Raw genomic sequence first — 15337 nt, forward strand, 5'->3', positions numbered from 1 at the left:
TTCCATTCCCCGCCCACGGTGGACTCCCGGCGGGGCCGTGAAAGAGTGTGAGGCGCACATCTCCCGTGCACCGAATCCCCCACAGCCAGGAAGCCCCCGGTGTATCGCAGCCCCTCCCCACGCGCCTCGGCGGCACCCCTCACGGGTACGGTCAAGTCCCTGCGCGTGCTGGGGATCGCGGCCCTGCTGCTGATCGGCAGCACGGAAACCCTGCCCTTCATCACAACCCTGCACTCTGAGGCGCCGGCCACGGCGCCGGGGCTGCTCCTGCTCCTGCTCAGCCAGCTGGGCTGCCTCCCGTCGCTGATGCGCCCCCGCCCCACCCGAGTGGTGGCGCCGGCCCTGCTCGCCTTGCAACTGCTGGGCGTGCAGTGGGTGCTGCGGCACTGCGGCGGCTACGACCCGTCATCGCTGTTGATCCCGGGGTACTGGTTCTTTCCCATCGTCATCGTCGCGATGATGACCATGTCTCGGCGCGACTACCTGGGATTCACCCTGTTGGGCTCACTCGCCCTGCTGGTGCAGATGGGCTCAGCCGTGGGGCCATTGGACTGGGTGGCGGCCAGTGACATGGTGTGGATCCTCACTCCTGTGGCGGGGGGGCTCCTCTTCGGCGATGCCCTGCTCAGCGTCGGCGCAGCGCGCGACCGCAGTCTGCACCAGCAGGCACATGCCCAACAGGTGCAGCGGGAACAGGAACTGGAGGCGAGTGCTCGGCGCGAGGCAGCGCGCCTCCTGCACGATCACGTCCTGCACGCCCTCCACGCGTTGGCCCACAGCACCGAGCGCACGCGCCTGCAGACGGTGGAGCTGTGCCGCGAGGCCTACCGACGGATGGGCCCTCAGACCAGTCCTGCCGGCACCACCTCCGTGGAGGAGATCGTGCGGGCCGATCCTGCAGTCCGCCAAGCGGGTGCCGTCATCGTCGGCCAGTCCGCTCCCCTGCCGCAGGGCGTCGCACAGACCATCGCCGACGCAGTGCACGAAGCGCTGAACAATGTCACCAGGCATGCCCGCGCCACCCAGTGCTCCATTGAGGTCTTGCCCCTGCCCGGTGGAGTCCAGGTGGACGTGACCGATGACGGCATCGGCTTCGACCCGGCCCATCTGCCCAACGGCCGCATGGGTGTGGGCCGCTCGATCACCCAGCGCATGACCGATGTGGGCGGTGAGGCCGTGACCACCAGCGCGCCGGGTGAGGGCACCCGGGTCAGCCTGCGGTGGCCCCGGCACGAGGTGGACATTGCGGCCAGCACCTGGAGACTCGCCCCCGAGGGGCGGGCCCGCCGGGCCCTGACCCGCACGGCCTGGCCCGCCCTGGCCACGGGCATTGCCATGACCGCCCTGGCGGGCCCCCGGGTGGACAGACCCGTTGTCGCCATGACCAGCGCGGGCATCGCCTTGGGCATCGGCGTCATGGCGGCACTGCTGCTGCGCCGCCGCCCCCTGGGCCCCGCCGGATTGGCGACCCTGCTGCTCACGGCCACCGCGGCCTGGGTGGTGCAGCTGTGGGTGGTGCCAGAACCGCCCCCGCTGGACTACCTGTTGTGGATGGCCTGGGGTTCGTCGGCACTGGTTCACCTGGTGGTGCTCTCCTCGCGCCCCGCTGTGGGAACCGTGGTGGTGGCACTGTGGACCACCATCCAGGCACTGGGCCTGGTGTGGCGCTACGGGGATCCAATCTGGGTGTGGACCCTCTCGTCGACCATCACCGGGGGTGCGGGCGAGTGCGCCGTGACACTCGCCGTCATCGTCGTCGCCCGCCGAGCCGCTGCGCAGGAGGCGGAGAGCGCCGCCCGGATCGCCCACCTGAGGTCGGTGACGGCGCAGCTGCGGATGTCCAGCCAACTGAGCTGTTTCTGGTCCCAACGGGTCACACAGGAAGCACTGCCGTTGCTGAAGTCCGTCGCCGACGGAGAACTCGATCCGGCGCAGGACCGGGTCCGGGAGCGTGCCATCGCCCTGGACGGCGTGCTGCGCGACGAGTTGCTGCTGGGCCCGGACCAGGCACCCCTGCTCGCGCAGCTGGCCCAGACCCGCTCCAACGGATGGGAGCTGACCTCCACATTGTCCCCGGAGGACAGCCGCGCGGCGCTGGTGGGAGCCAGTCACCTGCTGGCCGTGCTGGGCCCGCCGACGCACCCGGGCCAGCCCGTCACGGTGTCCGCAACCGGCGACGTCTCGCGAGCTGTCATCATCGATGCGGCGACCGAACAGCGTCGCCGTTGGCGGGAGCGACTGGCTGTCCTGGGCGGCACGATCGAGTCAGAACCCGATTTCGTCCGGTTGGATCTGGGGGGCACCGCATGAGCACCGCTGCGCAGGAAGCACCTGCAGAGCGCCTGCCCGCCCGGCGCCTGGTGCCGGGCACCGCCACCAGCGCCCTGCGCCTGATCGGCATCATCGGGGTGGCGGCCTCCTTGGCCATGGGCAGCATCGAGTGGGGCCGCGTCCTGGTGGAGAATTCCCCCGCGGCCGCTCCGGGCGTGGCGATGGTCCTGCTCAGCCAGCTGGTCCCGCTGGGCGCCATGTTCCTGCGTCGGCCGAGCGTCTCCCTGCCCTGGCTGCCGCTCGCCCTGCTGGTGGCAGGCATGGCGCAGACCTCGGTGGTGGCCGATCCTGTGCTCGTCACCCACTGGCTACCGGGTTACTGGGTCCTGGCACCGCTGGCCCTCGCGCTCCTGATGCTCTCCCCACCGGGCTACGTGCTGTTTGCCCTCCTGGAGGGATCGCTGGTGGCGACCGCCATCCTCAGCACAGGCCGTCCCGACGCTCGCCTCCTGATCTCCGACGTCGCGTTCACCGTGCAGCCCGTTGCGGAGATGGTGCTGTTCGGCCACGCGCTGCGCCTCATCTCCGCCGCCCGCGACCGCAGCCTGCGACGGCACGAGGAGGCCGCCCTGCACCGAGCCGACGAGGAACTCGAGTCCTCCAGCCGGGAGGAGGCCAACCGACTGCTGCACGACCACCTCCTGCACGCGCTGCACGCGCTGGGGCGCACCCACCAGCAGGCCAGCCGCTCCCAGCTCGAGGAGGAGTGCCGCGTTGCCCACCGGGCGATGAACCAGCGCGCCCCCGGCGTGGGCCCCACCCACATCGAGACCCTACTCCAGCACGAGGCGACCGCGGGAACCCTGGCGGCGACCGTCACCGGCTCCGGTCCGCCCCTGCCCACCCATGTGGCCAGTGCCCTGGTGGCAGCGGTGCATGCCGCCGCTCCCCGGGTCCAGCGCTCACCGGAACGTCCGGTGACCGTCGTCGTCGGGGAGGACGCCGGCTCCGTCGTCGTGCAGCTCTGCGATGACCAGTGCAGCTTCCGTCCCGCCCACCGCGCCTCGCGGGTCTCTCCGCCCGGGGAGACCGTGCTCGAACTGATGGATGACATCGGCGGAGACGTGGACACCGAGGCGACGCCCAGCGGAGGCGTACGGCTGTCACTGCGGTGGCCCAGTCGGCCCGATGCACAGGCTCGCCGCTGGCGCCGGGGCCCTGACGACCGCGCCCGCGCCGCGCTCACCCGGGCGGCCTGGCCGGGGCTGGTGATCGGCATCTTGATGACCCTGTTGTGGGCGCCCTTCCTGGATCCCGCCTGGCTGGGCCACCTCACGGCGCTGGCCACCCTCTCCGTTGGCGTTGCCGGGGCCGTGGTCCTGGCCCGCCGTCCGCTGCGCTTCGGCGGGATCACCGTGCTGCTGGTGTCCGCCATTGCCGGTTGGGTCGCCAATCTGTGGCTGCTGCCAGACCGCCCGCACACCTTCTACCTCTTCTGGATGGCCTGGGCCGCGAGCGCCCTGGTGCACCTCGTGGTGCTCAGCTCCCGACTCTCCTTCAGCGTCGTGATCCTGCTGGGGTGGGCCACTGTGCTGTGCACCGCGCTGCTGGTCCGATTCCCGCAGGCCAGCCCACTGTGGTTCGCCATCATGCTGATCGTCGGGGTGCTGCGCCCCGGCATGGCAGTGGTGGCGCTGATGGTCACCCACCACGCCGTCGCACAGGACGCGCAAGTGACCGAGCACACCACCCAGGCACGCATCGCGACGGCCCGAATGCAGCACGCCAGCGAGCTGGACCAGTACTGGTCCAGCAAGGTGACGATGGAGGCGATGCCCCTGATCGAGGCCGTCGCCGAGGGTCTCGTTGACCCGACGGACGAGTCGGTTCGGGATCGTGCCCTGGCCATCGAGGCGGCCCTGCGCGACGAATTGGTGCTGGGCCCCCGGGGATCGGAACTCGCGCCGCAGCTCGCCCATGTGCGCTCCCGTGGGTGGACCGTACGGTCCACCCTGACCCCGGACGACTCCGACGAGGCCATTGCACGCGCCTGTCAGTTGCTCGAACTGCTGGGCGAGCCCGTGGAGCCGGGCCAGCTCGCCAATCTGAGCTCCACCGCCACCCGCACGAGTCTGGTGGTCTTCGACGCCTCCCCCGAACAGATGGCGCACTGGGCCGTGGCGGTCAACCAGCTGGAGGGACGCTACGAGGCGGATCCGGACTTCGTGCGGCTCGGCCTGTTCGGCTAGGGCCCCACACCTGGACTTCGCGTCGACAGGCAGCCACCGCGGCAGGTTGCGACCATGGCGAGTTCAGGTGGGATTCAGATTCGGCGGTTGTTTGTCCCCAAAGCGGGGGACACGCCCCTTGTGACGACGGTACGTCAGACTCGCGTCTGGTGTTGGGGCCGTGCACCGGCCAAACACTGCCTCCCACAGCCGGAGCTCGGCTGCAAGGATTGCGATGCGCCGTCCCCCACCCCATGGCGGCGCTCCCGTGACAGAAGGCAGCCCCCGTGCCCCGACCACACCGCCTCACTTCGGCGCGCGACGAGACGCGCCGGGCCGTGCGCGTCCTCGGCCTTGCCGTCTTCGTGATGACGACGCTCGGCACCACCATGCCGATGGCTGTGGACCTGGTCCGTACCCACCCGGCGACGATTCCCGGTCTCGTCACCCTCTGCGGTGCCCAGCTCGCCTGCGCCACGCTGCTCAGCCTGCGTCGGTGCCGCCCTTCTCTGGTCTGGCTGCTGCTGGTGGCCAGCGCGGCAGGTCTGGCCTGGATGCTGCTCACCAGGGCGGGCGCCGACGCCACCCTGTGGGGGGTCGGATACTGGGGCGTCCCGCTGCTGGCCCTGGCCATGGCCAATCTTGATCGCCGCGGGTACTTCACCTTCGCCCTCGCGATGTGCACCGCCTTCTGCGGACTGCTCCTGCTGCTCTCCTGGGAACCGTCCTGGTTGTTCGCCGTGGACCTGGTGTGGACGGCACAACCCATCCTGGAATCCTTGCTCTTCGGCGACGCGCTACTCCTGATCGCCGCCTCCCGTGACCGCACCCTGCGCGCCCAGCGCCGGGCTCGCACAGCAAAGGATCGGGTGGAGCTCGAGGATGCCCGGCGCCGTGAGGCCGCCCGCCTGTTGCACGACCACGTCCTGCACTCGCTGCACGGGTTGGCCCGGATCTGGCCGGAGGCAGACCGGGTGCACGTAGTGGATGATGCCCGGACCGCGTGCCGCGCCATGTCCGAACACACCTCAGCCCACTCCCCGATCCAGCTGGCCGACCACCTGGCGGATCTGGACCTGCCCCGGACCTCCGTCGCGGGGGCCGGGCAGCCAGTGCCCCCCCGGTGTGGCCAATGTCCTGGGCAGGGTGGTCCAGGACATCTGCTCCTCCATCGTGGAACGCACCCCCCTGGCCAGCCCCGGAGTCTGCCTGGAGCAGGAGGGCGGCAGCATCCGCCTCACCATCCGGCCGGGACTGCCCGGGAAGGAGAAGCCAGCAGCGCGGGCAGTGACCGTGCCGGAAGAGCTGCACCGCGAGCTGTTGGCCAGCGGCGCGGCAGTCCAGTCCGGCCACGACGATTCCGGACCCATCACGATGCTGATCTGGCCGCGCCAGGAGGTCAGCGTTCTGGCGCGTGCCTGGCACATCACGCCGAGCGCCCAGACCCGTCAGGCCCTGGTCAACACGGTCTGGCCCGGGCTCCTGACCGCCACCGGAACCGCCCTGCTGGCCGGCCCGCACATGCCCGCACCGCAGCTGCTGATACCCATGGCACTGGTGCTGCTGGCGGCGGGGGCCGCATGTGCCCTCCGGCTGGTGCACCAGCCGCTGCAACAGCCGGTGGCAGTTGCGCTGGTGCTCGCCTCGATGGCGGCGTGGCTGGTCAACGTCGCCGTGGTACCCACCGAGATCACGACGACATACATGTTGTGGTTGGCCTGGGTGGCCTCGCCGATCATCCATCTGGTGGCCCTGGCCTCCCCGCTGCGGATCAGCGCGTGGCTGGCTGGTGGATGGGCCCTGCTGCAGACCGCTGGCCTGTTGTGGCTGGCCCCCGACATCGAGCACTTTGCCCCTTTGGTCAGCATCGTGACCACGGGCGCGGGGGAGGTGGCCATCACCGTGCTGGTGCTCCTGGTGGCGCGCAGTCAGGCGGTGCGCGAGGTGGAGGCGGCCGAGCTGGCGCTGCAACTGGCGGACCGCACGGCGGCGCTGCAGCACGCCTACCAGCTAGACCATCTGTGGTCCAAGCGGGTGACCGACGAAGCGCTGCCGCTGCTGCGCGAGGTGGCCGAGGGACGCATCGATCCGGATGACGAGAATATCCGCATCGCTGCCCGGACGATGGAGGTCTCCCTGCGCGACGAACTCGTGCTGGGGCCCGAACACGAACCCCTGCTCGACCTGATGGCCGGCGCGCGCCGCCGCGGCTGGCAGCTGGATTCCACCCTGGACCGGGATGATCCCGCGGCCTCCCTGACCCTGGCCCACCTGCTCGTCGGCATCCTGGGAGATCCGCACGTGCACGGCCAACCCGTCACGCTGAGCGCGACGGGCAAGGGGGCGTGCCTGGTGATCCTGGGCCCAACCAGCCCCGACCAGCGATCGCAGTGGACGAGCCAGATGGACCGGCTGGGCGGCACCCTTCAGGCTGACGACGACTTCGTGCGGCTGCAACTCAATCCGGCAGCGGGTCCGGCGTGGCCCCGGCCTCGGGTCGGGTCAGTCGTTCCAGTGTGATCACCAGCGATTCGAAGGGCTTGCCCGTCGCCTGCCGCAGTCCCATCTCACAGGTTCGGTTGGCGGACGCGTAGACCTCGGAATCCCCCAGGTCCTGCCTTTCCTGCCGGGTTGCTGACTCGACGAGTTCTGGGTGCAGCAGGCCCCGGTCTCCCGCGGTGCCGCAGCAGGCGGAGGCCATGGGAATGTGGACGCGCTCCGCGAGCGCGCCAGCCAGCCGGGCGAGGTCGTCCGTGATGCCCAGATGTGCCGCCGAGCAGCCGGGGTGCACAGTGATCTGCCCCACTGTGCTCTGGACCTGGAGGTCGGGCAGCAGTTCACTGGCCCAGACCGTCGCATCCAGCACCCGGACCCGGGCGAAACGTTCGGCCAGTTCCCCCGTGAGATGTCTGGGGATCTCCTGGACCACCGCGTGGGTGCAGGAGGTGGCGTCGACCACCACGGGGAGACGACCCTCATCGCTCCAGCGCAACAGGGCCTCGGCCAGCGCCTGCTGGCGCCGGTCCCTCCCCTTGGTGAAGCCCTTGCTGCCCCAGGGCGTCCCGCAGCACTCCCCCTGCACGTCACCGGGGATCCAAACCGGCCGCCCGGCCCGCGCCGAGACCTCGACCAGGGCGTCGGCCAGCCCCAGGGGCTCGTCGACGCCCGGGTCCCGGCCGAAGATCCGGTTGACGCAGGCGGGGAAGTAGACCGCGGCGGCCTGGTCCGGCGCCGTCACGGGCAGTGCGCGCGCCGCACGCGGCATCGGACCGGGCACCGTGGGCAGCAGGTCCTTGCTCACCGCCCTCCTGGCCACACCGGTCAGGGCCTGCAGCGGCGCGGTGCCCACACGCTGTTGCACCCCGTCCGCGACGACGACCGCCGCTCGGGCCACGCGCTGCGCCGGTGACCAGTGCTCACCCACGGCGGTGGCGATTCGCTGCGCGGAGGCGCTCTTCTGCTGGGCGCGCAGTTGCTTCATCACGGCGCCCGTGTCGATGCCATAGGGGCAGGCCTCGGCGCACGAGGAGTCCACGGCGCAGGTGTCGATGGCCTCGTACTGGTACTCCTCCAGCAGGGTGGTGACCAAGGGGGACCGCTCCTCCTGGCGTGCCATCTCCCGCCACAACGCGATCCGTTGACGGGGCGTGGTGGTCACATTGCGGCTGGGACAGACCGGTTCACAGAAGCCGCACTCCACGCATCCGTCGAGCAGCGGGTGGGCCACCGGATCGTGCTTGAAGGACAACAGGTGCACCTGCTCGGTCTGGCTGAGCAGAACGTCCTTGCCCAGCACCTGGCGGGGGTCGGCCAGACGACGCAGACGCCACATCATCTCGGTGATCCGGGGCCCCCATTCCCGTTCCACGAAGGGGGCCATGTTGATGCCGGTGCCGTGTTCGGCCTTGAGCGATCCGCCGTACACGTCCACCACGAGGTGCACGAAATCCTCCATGAAGGCCGCATACCGTTCGCGTCCCTCGTCGGTGTCCAGGTGTGCGGCGAGCGTGAAGTGCATGTTGCCGTAGGCGGCATGGCCCACCACCTGGTCGCTGAAGCCGTGTTGGCGCAGCAGCGCCGCGAGGTCGAGCACGGCGGGACCCAGGTTCTCGATGGGGAAGCCGACGTCCTCGTTGACGTTGACGGCACCTGCGGGCTTGTTGAGGGCGAGATCGGTGGACAACCCACTGCGGATCTTCCAGCTCATCCGCTGAAAGGCGGCACTGGTCTCCATCTGAACCGGCAGCAGCGGACCATGGGCAGCGGCGAGTTTCCGGGTGGCCGCCTCCAGCCGGTCCAACTCCTCTGAATCAGCGGCGCCGAACTCCACGAGCAGCGAGACCGCATTCGGGGGCAGATCGGCCCATGCCTGTGGGGCCTCGGGCATTCTGGCCGCCGCCGTGACCAGACTGGTGGACATCATCATCTCCACGGCCTCCGGCCCGAGCTCGCGCACCTGGGCGACGAAGTCCACGGCCGTGGCCGTGTCGGGCAGGTGCACCCAGCAGATGCCGGAGACGGCGGGCAGCGGCAAGGTGTCGAGCACCACCTCCGCGATGAAGGCCAGGGTGCCCTCAGAGCCCACCAGCAGGCGCTTGAAGATCTCCAGGGGCGTGGTGCCGTCCAGGAAGGCGCGCATGGTGTAGCCCGTGGTGTTGCGGATCGAGTACTTGCGTCGCAGGAGTTGCACCAGCTCCGGTTCAGCCAGGATCTCCTCCCGGATCGCCATCAGTCCTGCGGCCAGCGCGGGCTCCGCAGTGCGGAAGCGCTCCTCCGCACCCGGCTCCTGGGTGTTCACCAGCGTCCCGGAGGCCGTCACGAAGGTCACCTCCCGCAGGGTGGCGTAGGCGCTGCGCTCCAGTCGACACCTCATGCCGGCGGCATTGTTGGCCACGACGCCACCGATGCACGCGGCGCGGGCACTGGCCGGATCGGGACCCAGCCGCCGCCCGTGCCGGGCCAGAACCGTGTTGGCGTGCTCCAGCACCGTGCCGGGGCGGACCCGCAGCTGCTCACCGTCGTTCTCCACCTGCATCCCGCTCCAGTGCTGGCGCACGTCGATCAGCACTCCGTCGCACTGGGACTGGCCGGACAGGCTCGTACCCCCGGCGCGGAAGGTGGCATTGAGTCCGCGGTCCGCGCAGTGGCGCAGGACCGCCGCCACCTGCTCGGCTGTGCGCGGTGCCACCACGGCCCGCGGAGTCCGACGATAGGGGCTGGCGTCCGAGGCATACCTGACCAGGTCGGTGGCCCGGTCCAGCACGCACTCCTGCCCCACCAGGGCGACGAGTTCGGCTCGGAGCGTCGGATCGATGCCGCGGGCGAGGGCGGGATCCATCCGATCGGCTTGCCCCAGGGGCGTCGGGGCGGTCAGCCGACCCGGATCATTCTCGAACAGTGCGCGCACGAACCCTCCTCATCATCGAACGATCCCAGTCAACACCCCCGCACCGACAGTTCTGCCCCTGACCGATCCACGACCACGCTCCGAACCTCTGATGATCTCCGGAATCCCTTGCCCAGAAAGAGATTGATCATTTGACCAAGGGTTATGGTGGTCGCAATAGAAAGCGGTTCGGGGCCGCCTGACCCAGGAGACACCACGCATGACGGCCCGTACCGCCACCACGCCCGCGCAGTTCACGAATCCCTCGGAGCGCGAGGTCCACGACCGCGTCGTGCGCCAGATGGAGGATGACTGCCTGGTGCTGGCCAACTTCCGCGTGAGCGACGAGACCAAGGACCACGAGGCAGACCTGGTGGTCCTCATGCCCCAATCGGGGATCGTCGTCGTGGAGGTCAAGGGCAGCCATGTCTGGCACGACGGGCACAACTGGCGCATTCGACGCAATGAGTGCGACCAGGTGGTGCACCCCGTCAGCCAGGCACGCGACGCTGTCTACGCCCTGCGGCACTACGTCGAATCCGATCCCCGCTGGGGCAGCCGACGCCGGATCCGGTGGGGCCACCATGTGGTCCTGGCCCGCACACCACTGGACGAGGACTTCGCCACCCCCGACTGCCCCGCCTGGCAGGTGACCGGCGCCAACCAGCTCGACGAGCTGGGCGACCGCATCTGGGACACCACCTGGCGGCATCGCAATGACGCCGTCGCGCCAAGCCAGGACGACATCGACCTCGTCGAGGAGATCTTGATGGGGCGCGCCCTCCCCCACCGCGATGCCGGCTTGCTCGCCGCCGACCGCGAGGAGGTGGCTCGTCGACTCACCATGGAACAGACCCAACTGCTGCGCGCCACTCGCCTGCTGAACCGGGTGGAGATCCGCGGCGGCGCCGGTTCGGGCAAGACGCAATTGGCCATCCAGCAGGCCAAGGACCTGGCCACCGGGCGGATCAGCGGTCAGCGCCAGCGCGTCGCGGTGCTGTGCTACTCCTACGGCTTGGCCAGTCTGCTGACCCGCGAGCTCTGTCAGGGGTCGCGGGCCAAGCAGCCGGCCTTCGTGGGCACCTTCGAGCAGCTCGGCCGCGCGTGGGGCATCGAGATGGCCGGCCGCGATGACTCCGACTTCTGGGAACACGAACTCCCACGCCTGATGGCCGAGCGTGCCCGCGAACTACCCACCGAGCAGCGCTTCGACGCGATCATCGTCGACGAGGCCCAGGACTTCGCCGATGACTGGTGGACCCCGCTGCTCACCGCCCTGCGCGACGAGGAGGCCGGCGGCATCTTCGTCTACGCCGACGAACGCCAACGAGTCTTCCCCCGCTTCGGACGCCCCCCGGTGCCACTCGTCCCCCTGGTCCTGGACCACAACCTGCGCAATACCCGGCAGATCGCGGAAACCTTCGCCCCACTGGCCCCGCCGATGCAGTTGCGCGGCGAGGCGGGGCCCGAGGTCAGTTTCGTCGCCTGCGACCCTGAGGATGCCATCAGCACGGCCGACGAGCAGGTGGACGCACTCTTCGACGAGGGCTGGCACGAGAGCGACATCGCACTGCTCACCCTGGGCCGCCGCCACCCCGTCCAGGTGGAACGTCAGGCGGCAGTGGGCTATGACGCCTACTGGGACGAATTCTGGGCGGGCGAGGACGTCTTCTACTCCCACGTGCTCGCCTTCAAGGGCCTGGAGCGACGCGCCGTGGTGCTCTGCGTCAACGAGACCGCAGACCGCGACCGCGCCGCGGAGAAGCTCTACGTCGGGCTCTCCCGCGCCACCGACCGCCTCATCGTCGTGGGCGATCCGGACCAGGTCCGGGCCATCGGCGGCAAGGCCGTTGCCCGCAAACTGGGCCTGCGACCGCACGATTCCTGAGCGGCAGCTGTCGAAGCACCGCGCAAGGCGCGTGACGGCTGGGGGAATGTTTCGCCAGGGGGTAGCGTTGTACAACTGGTCGCACCAACGCGACCTGACCACGCCGCCCCACGGCGATGCGAGGTCATGCGAACGGACAGCCCGAGGTGGAAACCGGGCAGTCCCGACACGGCACCCACCGAGACGGTGCCACCCATACCTTGGGGACAGTCGCGAACCGGGCCCCTCCGGACATCCGCGCATCCCCGCGTCAAAGAACCCGTCCATGCTGCGACGGGTTGCAGGAGGAAGAACCATGAAGACAGTTACCAACCCCGACGAACTGCGCCACACCGCCGCCACCCAGTGGCCGACGATCCGCGCCTACTACCGCGACGACAACCAGGCCCTGGGCCTGATCGCGGACTTCATCCAGCACCCGGAAAGCCCGGCGACCTTCCTGAAGGCCGCCATGATCAACGCTGCGCTGGAGGGCTGAGCCCGTCGCGGCCCCACCGGCCATCACGGGCACCCCAAGGGCATGCAGCAGGGGGCGGACCACAGTGCGGTCCGTCCCCTGCTGCATGCCCTTGTGGAAGCGCGTGACTTGGATCACACTTAGCCTGACTCCAGCCACGACACGAGGACGATGCATGCCCGGAACCCAGCGCCACTCCACCCTTCGATTCCTTGCCGCCCCGATGGAGGGCAATGAGAAGGGCCACGTCGAGGGCGGCACCGTGCTGGCCTGGATCGACAAGGCTGGTTATGCCGAAGCCGTCGCGTGGAGCGGCCGCTACTGCGTCACCGCCTATGTGGGCAACATCCGCTTCAAGCGCCCCGTGCACGTGGGCGAGCTGGTGGAGGTGCAGGCCCGCATCGTGCACACCGGGCGCAGCTCCATGCACATCGTCTGCACCGTGAGCTCGGGCAACCCTCGCACGGGTGAGCTGGACATCACCTGCCAGTGCCTGATGATCTTCGTCGCCACCGATGGCAACGGGAAGTCCGTCGAGGTCCCCACCTTCGAGCCCGAGGACGACTGGGAGCGCGAACAGCAGCAGATCGCCATCCGACGCATCGACGGCCGCAAGGCCATCGAGGAGGACATGGCCAAGCAGGTCTACACGGACCAGACCGAGGCACTGCAGCGCACCCTGCGATTCCTGGCCAAGCCGCAGGACGTCAACTGGGGCGGCAAGGTGCACGGCGGCATCGTGATGGAGTGGATCGACGAGGCAGCCAACCTGGTGGCCGAGACCTGGCACCAGGGCCCCGCGATCACCGTCTTCGCCGGTGGCGTGCGCTTCTACCGCCCCATCCACATCGGCCACCTGGTGGAGGTGGAGGCCCGGCTGATCCACACCGGCCACAGTTCCATGCATGTCAGCGTCCACGTCCGTTCCGGCGACCCCAAGGAGGGTGAGCTGCAGCTCACCACGCACTGCCTGATGGTGCTGGTTGCCCTGGACCACACCGGCATGCACAAGAAGCACGTCCGCTCCTGGAATCCCACCCTGCTGGAGGACCTGGCCCTGCAGGAGCACGCGAAGCGTCTGATCGACATCCGCGAGGGACTGGCCCGCACCGCTCCGCCCCAGGTGCCGCACTGGCGCAACGAGTGAGGCCTTGACCGGCGTGCCGGGGCGGGATTGACTGGCTGCACCCGCCGGTCCCGCCCGGGGATCTGCTTCGCACCGGAGTCGTCGTCATGCCCTTCGAGATCACCCGTCGTGGAGCCCTGCAGCTGGGCTGTCTGTCCGTCGCGGCCGTCGCCGCCAGCGGATGCGGCCAGTCCGGCCCTGAGGTGAGCATTCCCGTCAGTCAGGTGCCCGTGGGCGGCGGTGTGATCCTGCCTGACGCCAACTTCGTCGTCACCCAGCCCGAGGCCGGCACCTTCAAGGCCTTCGACAAGAAGTGCACCCACGCCGGGTGCGTCGTCAGCCAGCTCGACGAGCGGGGCATCGTCTGCGTCTGTCACAACTCGATCTTCTCCGCCTCTGACGGCAGCGTGCAGTCAGGCCCGGCCGAGCAGCCGCTGGGCCGGGCGAAGGTCAAGGTCGACGGGGACCAGCTGCACATCTCGGCCTGAGAGACGATCCGGGCAATTCATCACGTCCCCGCGATGATGGCCCGATGGCCGCCGAAGACCCCGCGCTGCTCAACCTGGACCCCCTGCAACAGCTTCGGGCCGGACGCATGCCGCTGCGCCTGGCCCAGCTGGTGGTGGGGCTGGTCATCTTCGGCGCCTCGATCGCCATCGTGCTGCGCAGCGGTCTGGGCATGGCTCCGTGGGATGTGCTGCACGTGGGGTTGTCCCACCACCTCCCACTCAGCATCGGATCGGTGTCCATCCTCGTGGGCATGATCGTCCTGCTGTTGTGGATCCCGCTGCGCCAGTGGCCCGGACTGGGCACCGTGCTCAACATCTTCGTGGTGGGGACCGCACTCGACGCGACGTTGGCGCTGCTGCCCGAGTCGCTGGACGGCTGGGGCTGGCGCGTGGCCGCACTGGTGGGCGGGGTGGTGTTGAACGGCGTCGCCGGCGCGATGTACATCGGCAGCCAGCTCGGCCCCGGGCCCCGCGACGGCCTGATGACCTCACTGAGCGAGCTGACCGGCCGGTCCGTCGGCGTGGTGCGCACGGTGATCGAGGTGACGGTGCTGGCCCTGGGCTGGCTGCTCGGCGGTCCGGTGGGGCTGGGAACCTTGGTCTACGCCTTCGGTGTGGGCCCGGTGGTGCAGGTCTTCCTGCCCAGGTTCACGATCCGGTTGACGCGCCCGGCCGCCTGACCTTTGCAGCCATCACGGCAGGCCCCGGTGCGGGGCTGCCGCTCTGTGCACCGCGTGGGATTGGACACCCCCACCGACTCCCGCGTGGGTTCCAGCACCCCGCGTGGGCCACACCCGTCGCGAGGCCCCCAAACCCACGCGCCGCCGCATCGGGGTGACACAACCCACGCGACGGGCCGAACCTCAGCCCGCGAAGTGCTTGGCCAGACGCTCCAGTGTGGCGCGCATGTTGGCCTCGGTGGCGCTGCCGGCCACTCGATTGATCAGGCTGCCGCCGCGGGCAGAGGTGAGGTCATAGCTCTCCTTGACCAGGGTGCTCCCGTCGCCGCGATCCTGGAGCTCGAAGCGCCAGACCTGCCCACCCAGGAGCAGACGCCCATTGCGGATGACCCCGGTCTGCCACGCGATCCGCTCGCCCTCCACGAACTCCACGACACGATTGCCCGTGGCGTAGGGCAGGCCAATCTTCATCCCCATCCTGAACTCTGCCCCGAGAGACAGTCGCTCGGGGCCGGAAACCTGCGACTGCACGGTGCCCCCACCGTCGAAGGTGCGGTGCTGGTCAGGCCGGGCCAGCAGGTCGAAGACCTCCTGAGGGCTGGCTGGGACGACTCGCTGGACGGTGTGGACGAGCGCGGGCATGAATCCTCCTGGTCGGTCGACGACGCCCCGGCCTGATTCATCGGCCGGACACCTCCCAGCCTAGGCGCTGCGCGCACCTCCCAGCCGTGGGATCACCCCGTCGCCCCGGGCGCTTCCATTGACGTGCCACGAAAATGCCCAGAGCGCCGG

At 69.7% G+C, this 15337-nt stretch carries 11 protein-coding genes; 8 read left to right on the top strand and 3 right to left on the bottom strand.

Annotation, left to right across the window (positions count from 1 at the left end; genetic code table 11):
- The first annotated feature begins 99 nt into the window (after nucleotides 1-99).
- On the top strand, nucleotides 100-2310 hold the full coding sequence (locus tag ACTQ49_RS10455) for a sensor histidine kinase (protein WP_441827783.1): 2211 nt from the start codon (nucleotides 100-102) through the stop codon (nucleotides 2308-2310).
- Nucleotides 2307-4520: a hypothetical protein gene (locus tag ACTQ49_RS10460; protein WP_441827784.1), complete on the top strand. Its 2214-nt coding sequence runs from the start codon at nucleotides 2307-2309 to the stop codon at nucleotides 4518-4520. Before ACTQ49_RS10455 ends, ACTQ49_RS10460 begins: the two co-directional genes overlap by 4 nt.
- Before the next feature lie 1007 nt (nucleotides 4521-5527).
- Here ACTQ49_RS10460 and ACTQ49_RS10465 read toward each other — a convergent pair.
- A complete protein-coding gene (locus tag ACTQ49_RS10465; RefSeq protein ID WP_441827785.1) occupies nucleotides 5528-5659 on the bottom strand; it encodes a hypothetical protein in 132 nt (43 codons plus the stop codon).
- Nucleotides 5660-5672: 13 nt separating this feature from the next.
- Here ACTQ49_RS10465 and ACTQ49_RS10470 point away from each other — a divergent pair, with 13 nt between their 5' ends.
- Nucleotides 5673-7019, top strand: coding sequence for a hypothetical protein (locus ACTQ49_RS10470; protein WP_441827786.1), 1347 nt, complete (start codon nucleotides 5673-5675; stop codon nucleotides 7017-7019).
- Here the strand turns inward: ACTQ49_RS10470 and ACTQ49_RS10475 are convergent.
- Nucleotides 6958-9906, bottom strand: a complete 2949-nt coding sequence (locus ACTQ49_RS10475) for an FAD-binding and (Fe-S)-binding domain-containing protein (RefSeq protein WP_441827787.1) — start codon at nucleotides 9904-9906, stop codon at nucleotides 6958-6960. The two genes, ACTQ49_RS10470 and ACTQ49_RS10475, sit on opposite strands and share 62 nt — an antisense overlap.
- Nucleotides 9907-10105: 199 nt before the next feature.
- Here ACTQ49_RS10475 and ACTQ49_RS10480 point away from each other — a divergent pair, with 199 nt between their 5' ends.
- The 5 genes from ACTQ49_RS10480 to yczE all read left to right on the top strand — a co-directional run bounded on the left by ACTQ49_RS10480 (nucleotide 10106) and on the right by yczE (nucleotide 14545).
- A complete protein-coding gene (locus tag ACTQ49_RS10480) occupies nucleotides 10106-11773 on the top strand; it encodes an NERD domain-containing protein (protein ID WP_441827788.1) in 1668 nt (555 codons plus the stop codon).
- A gap of 295 nt (nucleotides 11774-12068) precedes the next feature.
- Nucleotides 12069-12251, top strand: a complete 183-nt coding sequence (locus tag ACTQ49_RS10485) for a hypothetical protein (protein WP_441827789.1) — start codon at nucleotides 12069-12071, stop codon at nucleotides 12249-12251.
- Nucleotides 12252-12405: 154 nt separating this feature from the next.
- Nucleotides 12406-13377 carry an acyl-CoA thioesterase gene (locus ACTQ49_RS10490; RefSeq protein ID WP_441827790.1) on the top strand — a complete coding sequence of 324 codons (972 nt, stop codon included), beginning with the start codon at nucleotides 12406-12408 and terminating at the stop codon, nucleotides 13375-13377.
- An 86-nt stretch (nucleotides 13378-13463) separates the two neighbouring features.
- Nucleotides 13464-13844 (top strand): Rieske (2Fe-2S) protein, encoded by a 381-nt coding sequence (locus tag ACTQ49_RS10495; RefSeq protein WP_441827791.1) that lies wholly within the window; start codon nucleotides 13464-13466, stop codon nucleotides 13842-13844.
- Nucleotides 13845-13888: 44 nt separating this feature from the next.
- Nucleotides 13889-14545, top strand: a complete 657-nt coding sequence (gene yczE / locus ACTQ49_RS10500) for a membrane protein YczE (RefSeq protein ID WP_441827792.1) — start codon at nucleotides 13889-13891, stop codon at nucleotides 14543-14545.
- A 183-nt stretch (nucleotides 14546-14728) separates the two neighbouring features.
- On the opposite strand, the gene ACTQ49_RS10505 is transcribed toward yczE, so the two are convergent.
- Nucleotides 14729-15187, bottom strand: coding sequence for an SRPBCC family protein (locus ACTQ49_RS10505; RefSeq protein ID WP_441827793.1), 459 nt, complete (start codon nucleotides 15185-15187; stop codon nucleotides 14729-14731).
- Between the last annotated feature and the right edge of the window lie 150 nt (nucleotides 15188-15337).

Origin of the sequence: Luteococcus sp. Sow4_B9 (assembly GCF_052116585.1) — a bacterium.
Lineage (GTDB): Bacteria > Actinomycetota > Actinomycetes > Propionibacteriales > Propionibacteriaceae > Luteococcus.

Excerpts from the sequence above, each read along its gene's own strand:
- ACTQ49_RS10460 (WP_441827784.1), top strand. The coding sequence starts at position 2,307 with ATGAGCACCGCTGCGCAGGAAGCACCTGCAGAGCGCCTGCCCGCCCGG.
- ACTQ49_RS10465 (WP_441827785.1), bottom strand. The coding sequence starts at position 5,659 with ATGTCCTGGACCACCCTGCCCAGGACATTGGCCACACCGGGGGGGCAC.
- ACTQ49_RS10480 (WP_441827788.1), top strand. The coding sequence starts at position 10,106 with ATGACGGCCCGTACCGCCACCACGCCCGCGCAGTTCACGAATCCCTCG.
- ACTQ49_RS10485 (WP_441827789.1), top strand. The coding sequence starts at position 12,069 with ATGAAGACAGTTACCAACCCCGACGAACTGCGCCACACCGCCGCCACC.
- ACTQ49_RS10490 (WP_441827790.1), top strand. The coding sequence starts at position 12,406 with ATGCCCGGAACCCAGCGCCACTCCACCCTTCGATTCCTTGCCGCCCCG.
- ACTQ49_RS10495 (WP_441827791.1), top strand. The coding sequence starts at position 13,464 with ATGCCCTTCGAGATCACCCGTCGTGGAGCCCTGCAGCTGGGCTGTCTG.
- yczE (WP_441827792.1), top strand. The coding sequence starts at position 13,889 with ATGGCCGCCGAAGACCCCGCGCTGCTCAACCTGGACCCCCTGCAACAG.
- ACTQ49_RS10505 (WP_441827793.1), bottom strand. The coding sequence starts at position 15,187 with ATGCCCGCGCTCGTCCACACCGTCCAGCGAGTCGTCCCAGCCAGCCCT.